The 18,187-nt window shown below is 68.6% G+C and carries 17 protein-coding genes; 12 read left to right on the top strand and 5 right to left on the bottom strand.

Annotation, left to right across the window (positions count from 1 at the left end):
• Nucleotides 1-79 precede the first annotated feature (79 nt).
• Both T8K17_RS23245 and T8K17_RS23240 read right to left on the bottom strand, forming a co-directional pair.
• A complete protein-coding gene (locus tag T8K17_RS23245; protein ID WP_322332100.1) occupies nucleotides 80-2,143 on the bottom strand; it encodes a hydantoinase/oxoprolinase family protein in 2,064 nt (687 codons plus the stop codon).
• Between the two features lie 14 nt (nucleotides 2,144-2,157).
• Entirely contained in the window at nucleotides 2,158-3,825 is a 1,668-nt protein-coding gene (locus T8K17_RS23240; RefSeq protein WP_322332099.1) for a hydantoinase B/oxoprolinase family protein, read from the bottom strand.
• 131 nt (nucleotides 3,826-3,956) lie between these two features.
• On the opposite strand from T8K17_RS23240, the gene T8K17_RS23235 reads away from it, so the two are divergent.
• The 3 genes from T8K17_RS23235 to T8K17_RS23225 are packed head-to-tail and all read left to right on the top strand — an operon-like array spanning nucleotide 3,957 to nucleotide 6,012.
• Nucleotides 3,957-4,337 (top strand): MerR family DNA-binding transcriptional regulator, encoded by a 381-nt coding sequence (locus T8K17_RS23235; protein WP_322332098.1) that lies wholly within the window; start codon nucleotides 3,957-3,959, stop codon nucleotides 4,335-4,337.
• Nucleotides 4,334-4,843 carry a PaaI family thioesterase gene (locus T8K17_RS23230; RefSeq protein ID WP_322332097.1) on the top strand — a complete coding sequence of 170 codons (510 nt, stop codon included), beginning with the start codon at nucleotides 4,334-4,336 and terminating at the stop codon, nucleotides 4,841-4,843. The genes T8K17_RS23235 and T8K17_RS23230 overlap by 4 nt, the downstream gene beginning before the upstream one ends.
• Nucleotides 4,840-6,012 (top strand): isovaleryl-CoA dehydrogenase, encoded by a 1,173-nt coding sequence (locus tag T8K17_RS23225; RefSeq protein WP_322332096.1) that lies wholly within the window; start codon nucleotides 4,840-4,842, stop codon nucleotides 6,010-6,012. Before T8K17_RS23230 ends, T8K17_RS23225 begins: the two co-directional genes overlap by 4 nt.
• A gap of 259 nt (nucleotides 6,013-6,271) precedes the next feature.
• Here T8K17_RS23225 and T8K17_RS23220 read toward each other — a convergent pair whose 3' ends face one another.
• The gene (locus T8K17_RS23220; protein WP_322332095.1) at nucleotides 6,272-6,688 is read right to left on the bottom strand and encodes an HIT family protein; all 417 of its coding nucleotides are present in this window, start codon (nucleotides 6,686-6,688) and stop codon (nucleotides 6,272-6,274) included.
• 80 nt (nucleotides 6,689-6,768) lie between these two features.
• Here T8K17_RS23220 and T8K17_RS23215 point away from each other — a divergent pair, with 80 nt between their 5' ends.
• The 7 genes from T8K17_RS23215 (at nucleotide 6,769) to T8K17_RS23185 (ending at nucleotide 12,440) form a co-directional block, all read left to right on the top strand.
• Nucleotides 6,769-7,386, top strand: a complete 618-nt coding sequence (locus T8K17_RS23215; protein ID WP_322332094.1) for a DNA-3-methyladenine glycosylase I — start codon at nucleotides 6,769-6,771, stop codon at nucleotides 7,384-7,386.
• Nucleotides 7,387-7,402: 16 nt separating this feature from the next.
• Nucleotides 7,403-7,795: a RidA family protein gene (locus T8K17_RS23210; protein ID WP_322332093.1), complete on the top strand. Its 393-nt coding sequence runs from the start codon at nucleotides 7,403-7,405 to the stop codon at nucleotides 7,793-7,795.
• A 92-nt stretch (nucleotides 7,796-7,887) separates the two neighbouring features.
• Nucleotides 7,888-8,502, top strand: a complete 615-nt coding sequence (locus tag T8K17_RS23205) for an urea carboxylase-associated family protein (RefSeq protein ID WP_322332092.1) — start codon at nucleotides 7,888-7,890, stop codon at nucleotides 8,500-8,502.
• Between the two features lie 24 nt (nucleotides 8,503-8,526).
• Nucleotides 8,527-9,207 carry an SDR family oxidoreductase gene (locus T8K17_RS23200; protein WP_322332091.1) on the top strand — a complete coding sequence of 227 codons (681 nt, stop codon included), beginning with the start codon at nucleotides 8,527-8,529 and terminating at the stop codon, nucleotides 9,205-9,207.
• 30 nt (nucleotides 9,208-9,237) lie between these two features.
• On the top strand, nucleotides 9,238-9,870 hold the full coding sequence (locus tag T8K17_RS23195) for a 2-hydroxychromene-2-carboxylate isomerase (RefSeq protein WP_322332090.1): 633 nt from the start codon (nucleotides 9,238-9,240) through the stop codon (nucleotides 9,868-9,870).
• A gap of 4 nt (nucleotides 9,871-9,874) precedes the next feature.
• Nucleotides 9,875-11,482, top strand: coding sequence for a carboxyl transferase domain-containing protein (locus tag T8K17_RS23190; protein ID WP_322332089.1), 1,608 nt, complete (start codon nucleotides 9,875-9,877; stop codon nucleotides 11,480-11,482).
• Between the two features lie 154 nt (nucleotides 11,483-11,636).
• The gene (locus T8K17_RS23185) at nucleotides 11,637-12,440 is read left to right on the top strand and encodes an enoyl-CoA hydratase-related protein (protein ID WP_322332088.1); all 804 of its coding nucleotides are present in this window, start codon (nucleotides 11,637-11,639) and stop codon (nucleotides 12,438-12,440) included.
• A gap of 9 nt (nucleotides 12,441-12,449) precedes the next feature.
• On the opposite strand, the gene T8K17_RS23180 is transcribed toward T8K17_RS23185, so the two are convergent.
• Both T8K17_RS23180 and T8K17_RS23175 read right to left on the bottom strand, forming a co-directional pair.
• The gene (locus T8K17_RS23180) at nucleotides 12,450-13,592 is read right to left on the bottom strand and encodes a hypothetical protein (protein WP_322332087.1); all 1,143 of its coding nucleotides are present in this window, start codon (nucleotides 13,590-13,592) and stop codon (nucleotides 12,450-12,452) included.
• 137 nt (nucleotides 13,593-13,729) lie between these two features.
• Nucleotides 13,730-14,545 (bottom strand): dimethylarginine dimethylaminohydrolase family protein, encoded by an 816-nt coding sequence (locus T8K17_RS23175; RefSeq protein ID WP_322332086.1) that lies wholly within the window; start codon nucleotides 14,543-14,545, stop codon nucleotides 13,730-13,732.
• Between the two features lie 194 nt (nucleotides 14,546-14,739).
• On the opposite strand from T8K17_RS23175, the gene T8K17_RS23170 reads away from it, so the two are divergent.
• Nucleotides 14,740-16,773: an acetyl-CoA carboxylase biotin carboxylase subunit gene (locus T8K17_RS23170; protein ID WP_322332085.1), complete on the top strand. Its 2,034-nt coding sequence runs from the start codon at nucleotides 14,740-14,742 to the stop codon at nucleotides 16,771-16,773.
• Nucleotides 16,770-18,164, top strand: a complete 1,395-nt coding sequence (locus T8K17_RS23165; protein ID WP_322332084.1) for an SLC13 family permease — start codon at nucleotides 16,770-16,772, stop codon at nucleotides 18,162-18,164. Before T8K17_RS23170 ends, T8K17_RS23165 begins: the two co-directional genes overlap by 4 nt.
• Nucleotides 18,165-18,187 lie beyond the last annotated feature (23 nt).

The following is an 18,187-nucleotide window of genomic DNA, read 5'->3' as shown; positions in this document are numbered from 1 at the left end:
CCCGAACTTGTTTCGGGACCTCCCGCGCCTCGGTCTTGATGAGGTCCCGAAACAAGTTCGGGATGACGAGGGGGGAGCCTTACGCCCCCACCTTGATATCCAGCCAGCGCCGCGGCGTGCAGGTCGCCACGTCGCCGTCGCGCAGCAGGACCGTCGTCGTGCTCGCCTCCACGATGGCCGGGCCCGACACCTCCTGGCCCGGGGCCAGGTCGTCGAAGCCGTAGATCGGCGCGTCGAGCCAGCCGTCGAGATAGACCGGCCGTGTCCCGGTCGGCGCTGCCGGCGCGCCGGCCTGGGCTTCCGGCTCCTGCGGCGGGGCGGGGAGCTGGCCGATGGCGGCGACCTTGGCGTTCACCAGCACCGGCGCCCGATCCGGCAGGCTGTAGGTGTAGAGCGCCTCGTGCCGGGCCTCGAACATCGCCTTCAGCCGGTCCAGAAGGTCCGGCGCGTCCAGGTCCAGATCGTCCAGCGGCACGTCGATCTCATAGACCTGCTCGCCATAGCGCATGTCGGCGGAGCGCGAGGTGGTCACCTCCCCGTCGAACCAGGAGGACAGGTAGTTGCGGCCTTCCTCCTCCATGCCCCGGAACAGGGCGCGCACCGCGTCGGCCTGAAGCCCCTCGGTGTCGCCGATATGGGTGCGGATGGTCTCGTAGCGCAGGTCGGTGGTCAGCATGCCCCAGGCCGACAGGACAGAGGCGACCCGCGGGACGATCACGCGCTGCAGGTCGAGCATCCGGGCGAGGCCGGTCACATGCAGACCCGCCGCCCCACCGAAGCCGAACAGGGCGAAGCGGCGCGGATCGACGCCGCGGCGCACGGTGGCAAGGCGGATGCCCTCGGCCATCTGGGTGTTCACGACCCGGTGCACGCCGGCGGCGGCCTCCACCATCGACACGCCCAGCTTCTCGCCGAGCCGGGTGAGGGCGGCTTCCGCGCCAGAGCGGTCGAGCCTGTCGGCGCCGCCGAGGAAGCCCGAGGGGTCGAGATAGCCCAGCACCACGTTGCTGTCGGTCACCGTCGGCTCGGTGCCGCCACGGCCGTAGCAGACCGGGCCTGGGATGGCGCCGGCGCTGTGCGGTCCGACCTGAAGCAGGCCGGCGCCGTCGACGCGGGCGATGGACCCGCCGCCGGCGCCCAGCGTGACGATGTCCAGGCTCGGCAGGGCGATGCGCTCGCCGGCGATGGCCCGGTCGGAGGCGAGCGCGATCTCGCCCGCATCGACCAGGGAGATGTCCGACGACGTCCCGCCCATGTCGAACGGGATCAGGTTCTCCACCCCGGTCAGCTCGGCCGCGTGGCGGGCGCCGGCGAGGCCGCCGGCCGGGCCGGACAGCACGGTGGCGACGGCGGAGCGGATGGCTTCTGAGATCGGCGCCACGCCGCCATGGGACAGCACGATCAGGGTGGCGTTCCTGTAGCCCGCCTCGTCCAGCCGGCTCTCCAGCCGCCGAAGATAGCGTTGCAGCGCCGGGCCGACATAGCCGTTCACCACGGTGGTGGAGACCCGCTCGTACTCCTTGATCTGCGGCAGCACGTCGGCCGACACGCAGACATAGGCGTCGGGGAGTGCGGCGCGAATCGCGTCGGCGGTCGCCCGCTCATGGGCGTCATTGGCATAGCTGTGCAGGTAGCAGACGGCGACCGACTCGACCTTCTCCGCCTTCAGCGTCTCGATCGCCGCGGCCAGCGAGGCTTCGTCCAGCGGGGTCTCCACCGAGCCGTCATGGCGCATGCGTTCGGTCACGCCGAGGCGCAGATGGCGCGGCACCAAAGCCTCCTGGCGCGGCAGACGCAGGTTGTAGCGGTCGGGCTTCAGCCCCTCGCGCATCTCCAGCACGTCGCGGTGGCCCTCGGTGGTCAGCAGGGCGAGCTTCGCCCCCTTGCGCTCCAGCAGGGCGTTGGTGGCGACGGTCATGCCGTGGACGATGCGTTCGGTCTTCGCCAGCAGATCGGCGCGCGACAGGTCGAGCATGCCAGCCAGCTTCTCCAGCCCGTTCAGCAGGCCGATGGACTGGTCCTCCGGCGTCGACGGGGTCTTGGCGAAGGTGACGGTGCCGGCATCGTCGACCGCGACGAGGTCGGTGAAGGTGCCGCCGATATCGATGCCGATGCGATAGGTCATGGTGTCCTGAGTGCTCATGTCTGTGCGGTCCCTCAGCGCTGGGCGAGGGGAGGGAGGCCGGCGCGCTGGTCGGCGGCGCGGTCCTCGTCGGTGCGTTTGGCGGGATCGCCCCAGCCGCCGCCGCCGGCGGACTGGACGTGGAAGACCGAGCCGGCCGGAACCGGCAGGCCCTCGCGCTTGGTCTTCAGGACGACCGGCTCTCCCTTGGGCGGGTGCATGGTGTAGAGGTGGACAGCCCCGTCCTCGCCGCCGGCACGGCCCTTGGACGGGACCCTGGCACCTTCGCCGGCGGTGTTCACCACCGCGTCCTTCTCGGTCTCCAGGCGCAGGCGCAGCTCGCCGCCGGCCCCACCGACATACTGGCCGTCGCCGCCGGAATCCGGCCGGAACTCGTGGGTCTCGAAGAACAGCGGGAAGCGGGCCTCGGCCACTTCCACCGAGCCGAATTTCAGGCCGCCGGCCGAGTGCCACTCGCCCGAGTTGTGCCAGCCGTCGCCGCCCGGCGAGGCCCCCGCACCCGGACGGGCGTGGAACATGTGCCAGATGAACGGCCGGTCGGAGCCGGGATAGGTGCCCTTGATGGCAAGGCGGAAGCGCTTGCCCCAGCCGGCCATGGCCCGGTCGGGACAGGCCGGCGCGATGGCGTCGACGATCGCTTCCACGATCTCCTGGCTGCAATGGGAGGTGCAGAGGGTGACCGGCGCGCCTGGCCGGGCCCAGACCACCGTGCCTTCCTTGGCGATGACCTTGATCGGCCGCATGGAGCCCTCGTTCTTCGGGATCTCCTTGTCGAGCAGGAAGGCGATGGCCATGGCGACGCCGGAGCGCATGTTGGCGAAGGAGGAGTTGATGAAGGAGGTGACCTGCGGTGACGACTCGGTCAGATCGACGGTGAGGCCGCCCTCCTCGATGGTCACGGTGGCGCGCACGACCACGTCGGTATTGCCGCGCCCGTCATCGTCCAGGGGCGCCTCGCCGCGATAGGTGCCGTCCTTCCAGGTGGAGATGACGGCGCGGGCCTGGCGTTCGGAGCCGTCGAGGATCTGGGACACGGCGGCCAGCACGGTATCGGCGCCGAATTCCCCGATCAGCGCCTGCAGCCGCCGCTCGCCCAGATGGACCGAGCCGGTCTGCGCCGCCAGGTCGCCCAGGAAGTCGCGCGGGTGGCGCACATTGATCGACAGCATGTGCAGCAGGTCCTCTCGGGTCTTGCCCTTGTCGGTCAGGCGGATCGGCGGGATGCGGATGCCCTCCTGCCAGATCTCGGTCGCCGCCGCGTTGTAGGCGCCGTGGGTGGCGCCGCCGATATCGGAATGGTGGGCGCGGTTCACGGTCCAGAACACCAGTCGGTCGCCGGCGAAGACCGGGACGAAGGCGGTGACGTCCGGCAGGTGGCTGCCGCCGAAATACGGGTCGTTCAGCAGGAACACGTCGCCCGGGTGCACGTCCGTCCCGAAATACTCGACCACCGCGCGGGTCGCCCAGGGCATCGCGCCGACATGGACCGGGATGTGTTCCGCCTGGGCCACCAGATCGCCGTCGGCCGCGCAGATCGCCATGGAGAAGTCGCGGCTGGAATTCAGGATCTGGGAATAGGAGGTGCGGAGCATCGCTTCGCCCATCTCCTCCACGATGCCGACCAGCCGGTGCTGGACGACGGAGGTGGTGATGGGATCGATGTCGGCTCGGGGTTCGGTCATCGCGGCGATCCGTTGGGAGAGCAGGGAAGGGAGGGTCCGAAGCTTAGGACCCTTGCTGCGGTGCGTCATCCCGCGAAAGTGACCGAACGAACCCGATTGACGTTCGCGTCAAGCTGTTGGACGCTTGCGCCATGGCCGACCGCTACACCATGACCCAACTCGTGCGCTCCCTGGGGCTGACCAGCCGGGCGATCCGGTTCTACGAGCAGCAGGGGCTGATCTTTCCCGGGCGCAACGGCCGCTCCCGCGTGTTCTCCGGCAGCGACCGGACCCGGCTGATCCTGATCCAGCGCGGACGGCGGCTCGGCTTCTCCATCGCCGAGATCCGCGAGATCCTGGACCTCTACGACCCGGCGCAGGGCGACCGGGCCCAGCTCGTCCACCTGCTGCGCAAGATCCGCGACCGGCGTGCCCAGCTCGAAGCCCAGCGCCGCGACATCGAGGCGATCGAGGCCGAGCTGGCGGTGCTGGAGAATACCTGCCTGGACCGGCTGTCGGAGGATGCGGCGTGAACGACCGGAGTGACGCGAACGTCAAGGTCAGGATCGCCAACCCGGCCTATGCCGAACGGGTTCGGGCCTCCTTCGGGCGCCAGGCCTTCATGGATTTCATCGGCGCCGAGATCGCCGAGGTGGCGCCGGGAGCCGTCGAGATCCGCTTGCCCTATCGCGCGGAGCTTGCGCAGCAGCACGGGTTCTTCCACGGTGGCATTGTCGGCACCCTGGCGGACAATGCCTGCGGCTATGCCAGCTTCTCGCTGGCCGCCGCCGACGCCTCGGTGCTGACGGTGGAGTACAATTTGAACCTGATGGCGCCGGCATCCGGCGATCTGCTGATCGCGCGCGGCCGGGTGCTGCGGCCGGGCCGCACCCTGGTCGTGGCCCAGGCCGATGTCTTCGCGGTTCGCGACGGCCGCGAGAAACAGGTGGCGACCGCACTCGCCACCCTCATGTTGATGGCCGGCATGGCCGACGAACCGCATGAACACAAGTCCCCTGGAATGGACGGAACCCCATGATCCCCAACGACTATCCGAGCCTGAACTTCGATCTCGGCGAGACCGCCGACATGATGCGCGACAGCGTGCGCAGCTTCTCCGCCGACGAGATCGCCCCGCGCGCCGCCGAGATCGACCGCGACAACACCTTCCCGCACGACCTGTGGCGCAAGATGGGCGAGGTCGGCGTGCTCGGCGTCACCGTGGGCGAGGAGTACGGCGGTGCGGGCATGGGCTATCTGGAGCATTGCGTGGCGATGGAGGAGATCAGCCGCGCCTCGGGCTCGGTGGGGCTGAGCTACGGCGCCCATTCCAACCTCTGCGTCAACCAGATCAACCTGAACGGCACCGAGGACCAGAAGCAGCGCTACCTGCCGAAGCTGATCAGCGGCGAATATGTCGGCGCGCTGGCCATGAGCGAGCCGGGGGCCGGCTCCGACGTGGTGTCGATGAAGCTGCGGGCGGAGAAGAAGGGCGACCGCTACGTCCTGAACGGCTCCAAGATGTGGATCACCAACGGCCCGACCGCCGACGTGATCGTCGTCTACGCCAAGACCGATCCGGAGAAGCACCAGCACGGCATCACCGCCTTCCTGGTCGACACCAAGGCCAAGGGGTTCTCCGTCGCCCAGAAGCTGGACAAGCTCGGCATGCGCGGTTCCGACACCGGCGAGCTGGTGTTCGACAATGTGGAGGTACCCGAGGAGAACGTGCTCGGCCAGATCAACGGCGGGGTCCGGGTGCTGATGAGCGGCCTCGACTACGAGCGCGCGGTGCTCGCCGCCGGGCCGACCGGGCTGATGCAGGCGGCCATGGACGTGGTCATCCCCTACGTCCACGAGCGCGAGCAGTTCGGAAAGCCGATCGGCACCTTCCAGATCATGCAGGCCAAGATCGCCGACATGTACGTGATCATGAACGCGGCCAAGTCCTACGTGTACACCGTGGCCAAGGCCTGCGACCGGGGCGAGGTGACCCGCAAGGATGCCGCCGGCGCGATCCTCTACGCGGCGGAGAAGGCGACCTGGATGGCGCTGGAAGCGATCCAGTGCCTGGGCGGCAATGGATACACGAACGACTACCCGACCGGCCGCATCCTGCGCGACGCCAAGCTCTACGAGATCGGCGCCGGCACCAGCGAGGTCCGCCGCATGCTGATCGGCCGGGAGCTGTTCAAGGAGACGGCGTAGCACCGGCTCTTTCCTCTCTCGCCCGTCATCCCGGACGACCCCGGTCCCGAGCCGGGGGCGGGCCGGGACCCTGTGATTGACGGTGGAGTAACGGTCCCGGATCAGGTCCGGGACGACGGGTTATTCTGTTCCCATCCCATCGTCATCCTGACGCAAGTCAGGATCAAGCTGCAGACGCCCACCCTACGGTCCCGGCCCGTCCCCGGGTCAAGCCCGGGCGCGTCCGGGATGACGGGTACGTCCGGGATGACGGGTGTGATTATAACTCCGCCCGGATCCGCTCCGCGATCTCGCGGTAGGTCTCGTCCGGCAGCAGCGGCAGCTTGGTCTCCGGCATCGGCGGCGGGCCGCCCCAGTACCCGTCGTCGTGGTAGCGCGGAATGAGCTGCCAGTGCACATGCGGCTCCACATTGCCGAAATTGGAGTAGTTGATCCGGTCCGGCCGGAACGCCGCGCGCACCGCCCGGCCAAGCCGCCGCAGATCGTCGTTCAGGGCGGCATGCACGTCGTCGGGCACCTCAAGAACGTCCAGATAATGCGGCTTCAGCACCAGGATGCAGCGCCCCCGGAACGCCTGCTGGAAATGCACCACGGCGACCGAGTGCTCGAACTCCGCGATCCGGTTGGCGGCATCGGCACCGGTGCGGACGACATCGCAGAACAGGCAGTCGGTCATGTTTTGTTCTCCTCTTGGGCGCGGTGATATGCTAGCACCGGATGCCAGATGTTCACGATCGCTCGGCCGGAGATCTTCCGATGGCACTCGACGACACCACGCCCCGCTGCACCTGGCCGGGCGAGCATGCCGATTACATCGCCTATCACGACGACGAGTGGGGCCGGCCGGTACGCGACGATATTCGGCTGTTCGAGAAGATCTGCCTGGAGGGGTTCCAGTCCGGCCTGTCCTGGCTGACCATCCTGCGCAAGCGCGAGGCGTTCCGCGCCGGCTTCGCCGGGTTCGACTTCCACAAGGTCGCCACGTTCGGCGAGGCGGATGTGGAGCGGTTGCTGGCCGACGCGGGAATCGTCCGCCACCAGGGCAAGATCCGCTCCACCATCAACAACGCCCAGCGGGCGGTGGAACTGGTGGAGGAGGCCGGATCGCTGGCCGCCTTCATCTGGAGCTTCGAGCCCAAGCCGGTGGACCGACCGAACCGCTTCGACCGGGAGACCCTGAACACCATCACGATGTCGGACGCGTCGAAGGCCTTGTCCAAGGCACTGAAGAAGCGCGGTTGGAGCTTCGTCGGACCGACCACCATGTACGCCTTCATGCAGTCGGTCGGCATCGTGAACGACCATCTCGACACCTGCGCCTTCCGGGCGGCCTGCGAGCAGGACCGGGCGGAGTTCGAGCGCCCCACCCTGTGAGACGGGAGACAAATCCATGATCGGCACCCGCATCTATTCCGGCGCCCCGTTCGAGGAGATGGCCGGCTATGCCCGGGCTGTGGTCGATCCGCCCTATGTCTTCGTGTCCGGCACCACCGGATTCGATCCGGACACGCTGGAGTTCCCCGCCGATGTGGAGAGCCAGTGCGAAAACTGCTTCCGAATCATCGAGCGGGCGCTGACCCAGGCCGGGTCGCGCATGGACCACATGATCCGGGTGCGGATCTTCGTGGCAAGCCGCGAGGAGTTCGAGCGCATCAAGCCGATCATCAAGCGCCACTGCGATGCGGCCCGCCCGGCGAACACGACGATCCTGGCCGAGCTCGCCGAGCCCTACATGCGGGTAGAGGTCGAGGTGACGGCGAAACTTGAGGACAACCGGCGCTGATCGGCGCGCCGGCCGGCGGCGGCAGCCAACCCGTCTAGCCTCGGCCCCCCACGGCTTGTTAGGCTTCGCCGTCCAACCAGGGGGCTGACGACATGAGCGACGGAAAGACGACCATTCCCGCCCGCAAGGGCAAGGCCTGTCGGCTGGCGGCCGGTCAGTCCGTCAAAGTGATCAACACCCCCGGCTCCCAGGTGGTCGATACCTGGGCCTTCGTCGACACCGACATGACAGAGTTCATGTCGATGGAGCACAGCCGGGCCTATATGAACCGGCTGACGCCGAAGATCGGCGACACCCTGGTCACCAATCACCGCCGCCCCATCCTCATGCTGGTGGAAGATACCTCCGGCGAGGTCCACGACACTTTCATCGCCGCCTGCGACCGCTGGCGCTACGAGGGGCTGGGCGTGGAAGGGTTCCACGACAGTTGCCAGGACAACCTGCACAACGCGCTGAAGGAGATCGGCCTGGAGGCGGCCGAGACCCCGAGCCCGCTGAACCTGTTCATGAACATCCCCTGGGATCTGGAAGGAAAGATCGACTGGAAGCCGCCGGTCAGCGAGCCGGGAAGCTATGTGATGCTGAAGGCGCTGGTCGACTGTGTCGTCGCCTTTTCTTCCTGCCCCCAGGACATCATCCCGATCAACGGGATCAACTGCACGCCGCAGGATGCGCATTTCGTCGTCACCGACGGCGCCGCATTCTGAGCCTGAACGCGAGAGGGAGACACCATGCCAACAGTCCTGATCACCGGCGCCAATCGAGGCATCGGCCTCGAGCTTGCCCGGCAGTATGCGGCCGACGGCTGGCGGGTCATCGCGACCTGCCGCAATCCGGGCGCGGCCGACGAGCTCAACGAGGTCGAGGGCGACATAGACGTCTATCCGCTGGACGTGGACGACATCTCGACCCTCGATGCGCTGGTCACCAGCCTCAAGGGCCAGCAGATCGACGTGCTGTTCAACAATGCGGGCATCAACATCAACAAGGTGCCGTCGATCGGCGACATCGACTACGACGCCTGGGCCAAGACCATGGAGACCAACGTCTTCGCGCCGATCCGGGTGGCGTGGGCGTTCAAGGACAACGTTCTCAACTCGTCGATGAAGGTGATGGCCTTCACCAGTTCGCTGATGGCCTCGATCGAGCGCAACGGCGGCGGCAACGCCGTGTATCGCTCGTCCAAGACCGCGCTGAACATGGCGGCGAGCTGCCTGGCGAAGGAACTGGCGGATCAGGGCGCGATCGTCGCGCTGCTGCATCCGGGCCATGTGCGCACCGACATGGGCGGGCCGAGCGCGCCGGTGACCGCGGTGGACAGCGCCGCCGGTATGCGCAATGTGATCGCCAACCTGACGCCGGAAGACAATGGCTGCTTCCGCAATTACGACGGCACCGCGTTCCCCTGGTAGGGACGCGGGCCGCATCTGGGAGGATCTGACATGACCGAGGCCGACACGCCGGAGGACGAGCCTAAGGCGCCGATCGACTTCTATTTCGATTTCTCGTCGCCCTACGGCTACCTAGCCGCCCATAAGATCGACGAGATGGCCGGGCTGTACGACCGCGAGGTCGACTGGAAGCCGGTCCTGCTCGGCGTGATCTTCAAGACGACGGGTGCCCAGCCGCTGCTCGATATTCCGATCAAGGGCGTCTACGCCCGGCGCGACATGGAGCGCACGGCACGGATGATGGGCCTGCCCTTCACCCTGCCGGAGGTCATGCCCTTCCCGTCGATCTCGGCTGCGCGGGCGGTCTACTGGGTCAAGGACCAGGACCCGGCCAAGGCTGTGGCCCTGGTCAAGGCGCTGTACGACGAGGCCTTCGCAAAGGGCGGCGACATTCGGGACGCCCAGGCGGTGATCCGGGTCGCCGGCGAGACCGGCATCGACGCCGACGCGCTCGCCAAGGCGCTAACCGAGCCGGCGGTGAAGGAGCGGCTGAAGACCGAGATCGAGGCGGCGATGCAGGCGGGCGTCTGCGGCTCGCCCTTCTTCGTGGTCGACGGTGAGCCGTTCTGGGGCGCCGACCGACTGGATCATGTCGAGCGCTGGCTCGCGACCGGAGGCTGGTAGGTCCGTGGCCGTCATCCGCTCCGCCGTCGACACCCGTTCCGACGGCTTCCGGCAGAATGCCGAACGCACCGCCGCCCTGGTGGAGGAGCTGCGCGAGAAGGTCCGTGCCGTCAATCTCGGCGGCGGCGACCGGGCGCGTGAGCGGCACCTGTCCCGCGGCAAGCTGCTGCCCCGCGACCGGGTGCGGACGCTGCTCGATCCGGGAGCGCCCTTCCTGGAGTTCAGCCAGCTCGCGGCCGAGGGCATGTATGGCGGAGAGGTTCCGGGAGCCGGCATCGTCACCGGCATCGGCAGGGTCGGCGGGCGCGAATGCGTTGTGGTCTGCAACGACGCCACGGTGAAGGGCGGCACCTACTACCCGATCACCGTGAAAAAGCACCTGCGGGCCCAGGACATCGCCCGGGAGAACAACCTGCCCTGCGTCTATCTGGTGGACAGCGGCGGCGCGAACCTGCCAAACCAGGACGAGGTCTTCCCCGACCGCGACCATTTCGGCCGGATCTTCTACAATCAGGCCCAGATGTCGGCGGAAGGCATCCCGCAGATCGCCGTGGTGATGGGAAGCTGCACGGCGGGCGGCGCCTATGTGCCGGCCATGGCCGACGAAAGCATCATCGTGAAGGGGCAGGGGACGATCTTCCTCGGCGGCCCGCCGCTAGTGAAGGCCGCCACCGGCGAGGTGGTGTCGGCGGAGGATCTCGGCGGCGCCGACGTCCATTCCCGGATCTCCGGCGTCACCGATCACATGGCGCAGAACGATCCCCATGCGCTCAGTCTGGCGCGGCGGATCGTGGAGAACCTGAACCGGCGCAAGCCGGCCAATGTGGAGATGCGCGACCCGGAGCCGCCGGCCTACGACCCGGCCGAGCTCTACGGCATCATGCCGGACGACCTGCGCAAGCCGATCGAGATCCGCGAGGTCATCGCGCGCCTCGTCGACGGCAGCGAGCTGGACGAGTTCAAGCCACTCTACGGCACCTCGCTGGTCACGGGCTTCGCCCGGATCCACGGCTATCCGATCGGGATCGTCGCCAATAACGGCATCCTGTTCTCGGAATCGGCCCAGAAGGGCGCGCATTTCATCGAGCTTTGCGCCCAGCGCGGCATTCCGCTGCTGTTCCTGCAGAACATCACCGGCTTCATGGTCGGCCGCAAATACGAGGCCGGGGGCATCGCCAAGGACGGGGCCAAGCTGGTGACGGCGGTGGCGACGGCGGCGGTGCCGAAGTTCACCGTGATCGTCGGCGGCTCCTTCGGCGCTGGGAACTACGGCATGTGCGGCCGGGCCTTCGGACCGCGGATGCTCTACACGTGGCCGACGGCTCGGATCTCCGTCATGGGCGGCGAGCAGGCGGCCAATGTGCTGGGCCAGGTCCGGCGCGACGGGCTGGAGGCGCGCGGCGAAAGCTGGAGTGCGGCGGACGAGGAGGCCTTCAAGGCACCGATCCGCGAGCAGTACGAGACCCAGGGGCATCCCTACTACGCGACGGCCCGGCTGTGGGACGACGGCATTCTCGACCCGGCGGAAACCCGAACGGTGCTCGCCCTGTCGCTTTCCGCCGCCCTGAACCGCGAGATCGGCCAGACGAAGTTCGGCCTGTTCCGGATGTAACCGGGCGGCCGACCCCAACCCATGTGTCATTCCCGGAGCGCGAAGCGCGGCCCGGGACCCGGCTCCGGTGTCCGGATCACGGTCCCGGCCTTGCCGAGGGCAAGCCGGGATGACAAGTGTGGGTAGGAATAGAAGATCGCAAAGGACACGCCCCATGCTTCGCCACGACATTCAGCGCCCGGACACCATCCTGCTCGAGCACGACGACCGGGGAGTGGTGCGCCTGACCCTGAACCGGCCGGATATCCGCAACGCCTTCGACGACGTGCTGATCCAGGACCTGACGGAGACCCTGGAGCGCCTCGCCGGCGACAGTTCGGTGCGCGCGCTGGTGATCACCGGCGCCGGGGCGGCGTTCTCCGCCGGTGCGGAGATCGGCTGGATGAAGAAGGCCGGCGGTCAGGGAGATCATGACAACTTCCAGGACGCCATGAAGCTGGCGGGCCTGATGAAGCGGCTCGACAGGATGCCGATGCCGACCATCGCCCGGGTTAACGGTGCGGCCCTGGGCGGTGGCGTGGGACTGACGGTGACCTGCGACATGGCCGTGGCGGTCAGCGGGGCGATCTTCGCCTTCAGCGAGGTGAAGCTCGGCATCATCCCGGGCGCCATCAGCCCGTATTCCCTGCGCGCAATCGGCGAGCGGGCGGCACGGCGCTATTTCCTGACCGGCGAACGGTTCGATGCCGAGGAGGCGTTGCGCATCGGCCTGGTCCACCAGGTGGTCGCAGACGAGGCGGCACTGGACGCGGCGGTGGACAGTTTGCTCGCGCACATTACCGGCTCCGGCCCGACCGCGGTGCGGGCGTCAAAGAACCTGATCGCCCATGTGGCGGCCAAGCCGATCGACGACCTGCTGGTGCGCGACACCGCCCAGCGGATCGCCCATCAGCGGGCGACCGAGGAGGCCAAGGAAGGTCTCAGCGCCTTCCTGGAGAAGCGCAAGCCGAGCTGGTGACCGGCGGCGTCACTCCGACGCCGCACCCGCCGGCTTGGTCGTGGCCGGCGGCGCGACCTCGTTCGTATTGGACTTCTCGAGTTCGCCCAGAGTCTCCTTGATCGAATCGATCTTCTCGGAGAACAGGTCGGTCTCGGTGTCCAGGTTCTCGGCCTGCAGGTATTTCGCCAGCCCCGCCCGGTTGTCGCCGGTGGCGATCAGGGCATCGCCCCAGCTGGCCATGAACTCAGGTGTCTCCATGTCCAGCATGGACGCCGTTTCGTAGCGCTCGACCGCCAGCGGGTAATTGCCGGCCGCCGCCAAGCCGTCGGCGAACTCGGCGAACTGCTTGCCGACCTCGCTGTCCAGCGCCAGCGCCTCGTCGTAGCGCTTGCGCGCCCCTTCGTCTTCGCCCAGCCGCCGCAGACCGTCGCCGAGGAAGGCGGTGGCCACGGCGTCCTTGCCGTAGAGCTCATTGGCCTTCTGCAGGTCCTCGAAGGCGGCGCGAATGTCGCCGCTGTTCAGATTGGCGAGACCTCGGATGGTGTGGCCCACGCGGATATTCGACGGTGTACACACGAACGTCGGCTCATCGGCGCAGCCGCGCAGCAGAGCGGAGGTGGTGGCGATGGTCTGGGAATAGTCGCCCAGCCGGGAATCCGCCACCAGATCGTAGGCCGCGCCCTCGAAGGGGGAGAGGAACGAGATCGTGTGATGCGCCAGGGACTCGAAGAGTTGTTCGGTGCTCTCCAGGTCGAGCTTGCCGGTTTCGACGGTCGGCCCGAAGAGGGCATGGGTGCCGCGGACCCGCCAGTGGGCGGTCTTGTCGCGCTGGATCACCTCCAGCTCGATGCGCGGCGGCGCCAGGCCGAAACTGGCCTGGCCGGCGCGGATCAGTTCGTTCACGCCGAAATAGCTGGCGACTTCCTCGGCCGGGGTGACCTTGCCGGAGGTCACAACCTCGGCCTGGGACTGCGACGCGGTTTCGAGGCGGATGGTCTCGATCCTGTCGATGACGTGATTGACGAAGATCTTCGTCGTGTAGCCCTGGTCGGCCAGATAGGGCGGCATCGCATCGGCCTCGATCTCCCACAGCCCGAAATAAGCGTAGGTGCTGAGCGCCAAGATGCCGGCATAGACCGAGACGCCATAGGCGATGAGCGAGAAGTCCATGAGATCCCCCTTCGTATCCCGGTCGAACCCGCGCCCTGCCGGTGTGTCCTCAATGCAAGAAGGCAACGCGAGAGCCGGACGGCGGTTGCGATGCGGCGACAGTCTAGCAGATCCCCGCGGCGCAGATACGGGCGGCGTTAGGCGATTCGCCGAAACCGTAGGGACAGGCACGACATGCCGCCGTCGACCTTGGCGGCTTCCGAGTTCGGCAGCGCCACCACCGCGTAGCCTGCTGTCCGCAGCAAGTCGGCAGTGCGCGGAAAGCCGGCGGGCAGCAGCACCACGTCGTTGATCCGCACGGCGTTCGCCGCCGCTTCCTCGCCGTCCGGTACATGGATCAGCCGGTAGTCGCCCAGATGACCGCCCGCGGCCAGACGCCGGGTTGTCAGGATCGTCTCCCCGTCGAGCAGCCCGCAATCGGTCTTGAAGTGCAGGATCTCCGGCGGTGTCGCGAGCTCCCGCACCCGGTAGCCCCAGTCCCGGACGACCTCCCGCAATGCCTCGATCCCGGCGCCGTTCGTCCGGGCCGAGCGGCCGACAAGGATCTCCCGGTCGGTGACCAGAACGTCGCCGCCCTCGATCCGTCCGTGCCCGTGATCGCCGAGGGCGGGCAGGTGCCGGACCTTCTCGAAGGCCTCCAGCAGCGCCGGTTCGATCATCACCGCCTCGCCGAGCCGGGTCGGGGCGCCGGGCCGCAGCACCACCGCCCCCTCCGGAAGGCAGAGGGCGGCGTCCTCCACGAAGACGCTGTCGGGAAACTCCTCCAGCGGCGCCAGCACGGTGGTCGCCAGCCCGGCCGCCTCCAGCGCATCGCGATAGGCCGCGTGCTGGGCCCTGAACAACGCCGCGTCCGGGCTCCCCGTATCGATCGCGCGCAGGCCGTCGACGATGCTGCCGGCCGGGGCGCGCAGGATGGCGTGTGTGAAGCGGAAGGACTGTCCTGGGATGGGCATGGTACCGCTCGCGATCCGGTGGAGACCGTTTCATATGGGCGAGTCGTGGCACCCGCGTCCAGCCTCCGCGTGCCGGGCGGGAGCGGGCGAAGTGCCGGGCGATCCTCGCTCGCGCAGCCGGCCCCATACTCGGCTTTGAATTCCCGGCCCCGGCTTCCTATGCTCACCGTCCCGAGATCCTGGGACTTGAGCCGATGTTCTCCAGCCTGCTGATCGCCAACCGGGGCGAGATCGCCGTGCGGATCGCCCGCACCGCCCGCGCCATGGGTCTGCGCACGATCGCCGTGTTCTCCGAAGCCGACCGGGATGCGCCGCATGTCCGGGCCTGCGACGAGGCCTGGCCGATCGGCCCGGCCCCCGCGGCGGAGAGCTATCTGGTCGCCGAGCGCATCCTCGACGTCGCCCGCCGCGCCGGCGCCGACGCGGTTCATCCGGGGTACGGGTTCCTGTCCGAAAACGCCGCCTTCGCCGAAGCCTGCGCGGCGGCCGGCATCGCCTTCGTCGGCCCGCCGGCCAGCGCCATCGAAGCGATGGGCTCCAAGGCGGGAGCCAAGGGGTTGATGGAGAAGGCCGGCGTGCCGCTGGTCCCGGGCTATCACGGCGCCGACCAGTCGACCGAACGCCTGTCGGCCGCGGCCCGCGAGATCGGATTCCCGGTGCTGCTCAAGGCCTCGGCCGGCGGGGGCGGCAAGGGCATGCGCGTCGTGCGCGGCGAGGACGAGTTGAAGGCCGGAATCGAGGGCGCGCAGCGCGAAGGCAAGGCCTCCTTCGGCGACGACCGTCTGATCGTGGAGAAATACCTGGAGCGGCCCCGCCACGTGGAGGTCCAGGTCTTCGCCGACCGCCACGGCAACACCGTTCACCTGTTCGAGCGCGACTGCTCGGCCCAGCGCCGCCACCAGAAGATTCTGGAGGAGGCGCCCGCCCCCGATCTCGCCCCCGGCCTGCGCGCGGAAATGGGCGCGGCCGCGGTCGCCGCCGCGCAGGCGGTCGGCTATGTCGGCGCCGGGACGGTCGAGTTCATCATGGATGCGCCTGAAAATGGTACGGGCGGCGCGTTCCACTTCATGGAGATGAACACCCGACTTCAGGTCGAGCATCCGGTGACCGAGCTGATCACCGGCCTGGACCTGGTGGCGTTGCAGCTCCGGGTCGCCGCCGGCGAGGCGCTGCCCTTCGGCCAGGACGACCTGACCATCACCGGCCATGCGGTGGAGGTCCGGCTTTATGCCGAGGATCCGGCCCGGGACTTCATGCCCCAGACCGGGCGTCTGGTGCACCTTCGCCTGCCGGAGGGCAACGGCGTTCGGGTCGATTCCGGCGTGGAGCAGGGCGGCACGGTCAGTGTCCACTACGATCCGATGATCGCAAAGGTGATCGCCCACGGACCCGACCGACCGGAAGCGCTGGCCCGGCTCGCCGCCGCCCTCGGCCGCTGCGAGGTGGTGGGGGTGACCACCAACCGCGATTTCCTGAAAACCCTGGTCGAGCATCCCGAGGTGGTGGCCGGCCCCATCGACACCGGGTTCGTCGGCCGCGAGATCGACCGCCTCGCCCCGCCGCCGGCCGCCGCGCCGGATTGGGTGCTGGCGCTGGCCGGCGTCGCCGAGATGCGGCGCCTCGACGGCGCGTCCAGGCGGCGGGCGGCGGCGACCGGCGATCCGCACTCGCCCTGGGCCCGGGCCGATGCCTGGCGGCTGAACGACAGTGCCCATCACCCGATCCGCTTCCGCCAGGGCGAGGACGAGACCGATCTGGACATGCATGCCGAGGGCGCCGGCTGGCGGGCGACCGTGGCCGGGCGGACCGTGTCCCTGGAGGTGGCGGAGGAGCCGGACGGCGCGCTGCTGGCGACCGTTGACGGCGTGCGCCGGCCTGTCCGCGTGATCGCCGACCGGGACCGCCGCACGGTCCTGGCGCAGGGCCGATCCTGGACGGTTGCCGTGATCGATCCGCTCGCCGGGCTCGACGACGCGTCGGAGGCCGGAGGGCGGCTGGTGGCGCCGATGCCGGCCAAGGTGGTTGCCGTCGCCGTCTCCGAGGGCGACAGCGTGAAGAAGGGGGCGACCCTGATCGTGCTGGAAGCGATGAAGATGGAGCACACGATCTCGGCGCCGGCCGACGGCGTGGTCGCCGGCCTGCCGGTCGCCGCCGGCGATCTGGTGGAGGAGGGGGCCGACCTGGTGGTGTTCGAGGCCGACGGCGACGCCCCGGAGGCAAGCGCGTGACCGCGTCCCCCCGGCATATCCTCACCACCCTGATCCTGGCGGCGCTGTCCTGTACCCTGTGGTTCATGCCGGTACCCGAGGGTGCTTCGCCGGAGATCATGCGGGCCGCCGCCCTGGTGGTGCTGGCGATCGGCGCCTGGGCCTCGGTCCTGCTGCCGGAGCATCTGGTGGCGGTGGCCTTCTTCCTCGCCGCCATGATCCTGCATGTATCGACCCCGCCGGTGATCTTCTCCGGTTTCGCCAGCCCGGCCTTCTGGCTGGTCTTCGGCGGGCTGATCATCGGCGCGGCGGTGGACCGCACCGGCCTCGGCGGGCGCATCGCCCGCACGTTGGTGCGGCGCTTCACCGGCGGGTATCTCGCGACCGTGGCCGGCGTGGTGACGGTCTGTCTGGCGCTCGGCTTCCTGATGCCATCGACCATGGGCCGGCTGGTGCTGCTGCTGCCCATCGTCCTGGCCCTGGCCGACCGGCTCGGCTACCTGGCCGGCTCGCGCGGGCGTACCGGGCTGGTGATCGCCACGGGCTTCGGATCCTATCTTGGGCCGGTCGGGATCCTGCCGGCCAACGTGCCGAACAACGTGCTGCTCGGCGCGGCCCAGACCTTCCACGGCATCCAGATCCAGTATTTCGACTGGATGCTCATCCATTTCCCGGTCCTGGGCCTGCTGAAATCCGTGCTGCTCGTCCTCGTCGTCTGGCGCCTGTTCGACGACACGCCGGTCGCCACCGAGGAGAAGGCCGACGACACGCCCGAGCCCTCCTATTGGAGCCGGGACGAGCGCCGGCTCGCCCTGTTGCTGGCCGTGGCCCTGGCCCTGTGGGCGACCGATGCGGTGCATGGCGTCTCGCCGGCCTGGATCAGTCTGGCCGCCGGCCTGATATGTCTGCTGCCGATGGTGGGTCTGGTGCCGCCGCAGACCTTCCGCGACAAGGTGCCGATCAATCCGCTGATCTACGTGGCCGGCATCCTGGGGGTCGGCGCCCTCGTGGCCCATAGCGGCCTCGGCGAGGCGCTGGCCCATGTGGTCCTGGACAACGTCTCCATGGACGGCGCGCACCCGGCCAAGGCCTTCTTCGCCCTGTCCCTGATGACGACGCTGCTCGGCACCGTGTCCACCATGCCCGGCATTCCGGCGATTCTGACGCCGATCGCCGGCGATCTCGCCACCGCCTCCGGCCTGCCGCTGAAGACGGTGCTGATGACCTTCGTCAACGGCTTCTCCACGGTACTGTTTCCCTATCAGGTCCCGCCGCTGATCGTGCTGCTGCAGCTCGGCAACATCCCGGCCTCCGCGGCGGTCCGCACGGCGCTCGTCACCGCGTTCTTCACCATCGTGTTCCTGCTGCCGCTGAACTATGTCTGGTGGCGGATCATCGGTCTGCTGCCGTGACCGCGGCGCCGAGGACGGCCGCC

Source organism: Thalassobaculum sp. OXR-137 (genome assembly GCF_034377285.1).
Taxonomy (GTDB): Bacteria; Pseudomonadota; Alphaproteobacteria; order Thalassobaculales; family Thalassobaculaceae; genus Thalassobaculum.
This window is presented reverse-complemented; position numbering and strand designations above follow the sequence as displayed.

Excerpts from the sequence above, each read along its gene's own strand:
- T8K17_RS23235 (WP_322332098.1), top strand. The coding sequence starts at position 3,957 with ATGGCCGACCGCTACACCATGACCCAACTCGTGCGCTCCCTGGGGCTG.
- T8K17_RS23205 (WP_322332092.1), top strand. The coding sequence starts at position 7,888 with ATGAGCGACGGAAAGACGACCATTCCCGCCCGCAAGGGCAAGGCCTGT.
- T8K17_RS23170 (WP_322332085.1), top strand. The coding sequence starts at position 14,740 with ATGTTCTCCAGCCTGCTGATCGCCAACCGGGGCGAGATCGCCGTGCGG.
- T8K17_RS23240 (WP_322332099.1), bottom strand. The coding sequence starts at position 3,825 with ATGACCGAACCCCGAGCCGACATCGATCCCATCACCACCTCCGTCGTC.
- T8K17_RS23180 (WP_322332087.1), bottom strand. The coding sequence starts at position 13,592 with ATGGACTTCTCGCTCATCGCCTATGGCGTCTCGGTCTATGCCGGCATC.
- T8K17_RS23195 (WP_322332090.1), top strand. The coding sequence starts at position 9,238 with ATGACCGAGGCCGACACGCCGGAGGACGAGCCTAAGGCGCCGATCGAC.
- T8K17_RS23185 (WP_322332088.1), top strand. The coding sequence starts at position 11,637 with ATGCTTCGCCACGACATTCAGCGCCCGGACACCATCCTGCTCGAGCAC.
- T8K17_RS23175 (WP_322332086.1), bottom strand. The coding sequence starts at position 14,545 with ATGCCCATCCCAGGACAGTCCTTCCGCTTCACACACGCCATCCTGCGC.
- T8K17_RS23200 (WP_322332091.1), top strand. The coding sequence starts at position 8,527 with ATGCCAACAGTCCTGATCACCGGCGCCAATCGAGGCATCGGCCTCGAG.
- T8K17_RS23245 (WP_322332100.1), bottom strand. The coding sequence starts at position 2,143 with ATGAGCACTCAGGACACCATGACCTATCGCATCGGCATCGATATCGGC.
- T8K17_RS23210 (WP_322332093.1), top strand. The coding sequence starts at position 7,403 with ATGATCGGCACCCGCATCTATTCCGGCGCCCCGTTCGAGGAGATGGCC.
- T8K17_RS23215 (WP_322332094.1), top strand. The coding sequence starts at position 6,769 with ATGGCACTCGACGACACCACGCCCCGCTGCACCTGGCCGGGCGAGCAT.
- T8K17_RS23220 (WP_322332095.1), bottom strand. The coding sequence starts at position 6,688 with ATGACCGACTGCCTGTTCTGCGATGTCGTCCGCACCGGTGCCGATGCC.
- T8K17_RS23225 (WP_322332096.1), top strand. The coding sequence starts at position 4,840 with ATGATCCCCAACGACTATCCGAGCCTGAACTTCGATCTCGGCGAGACC.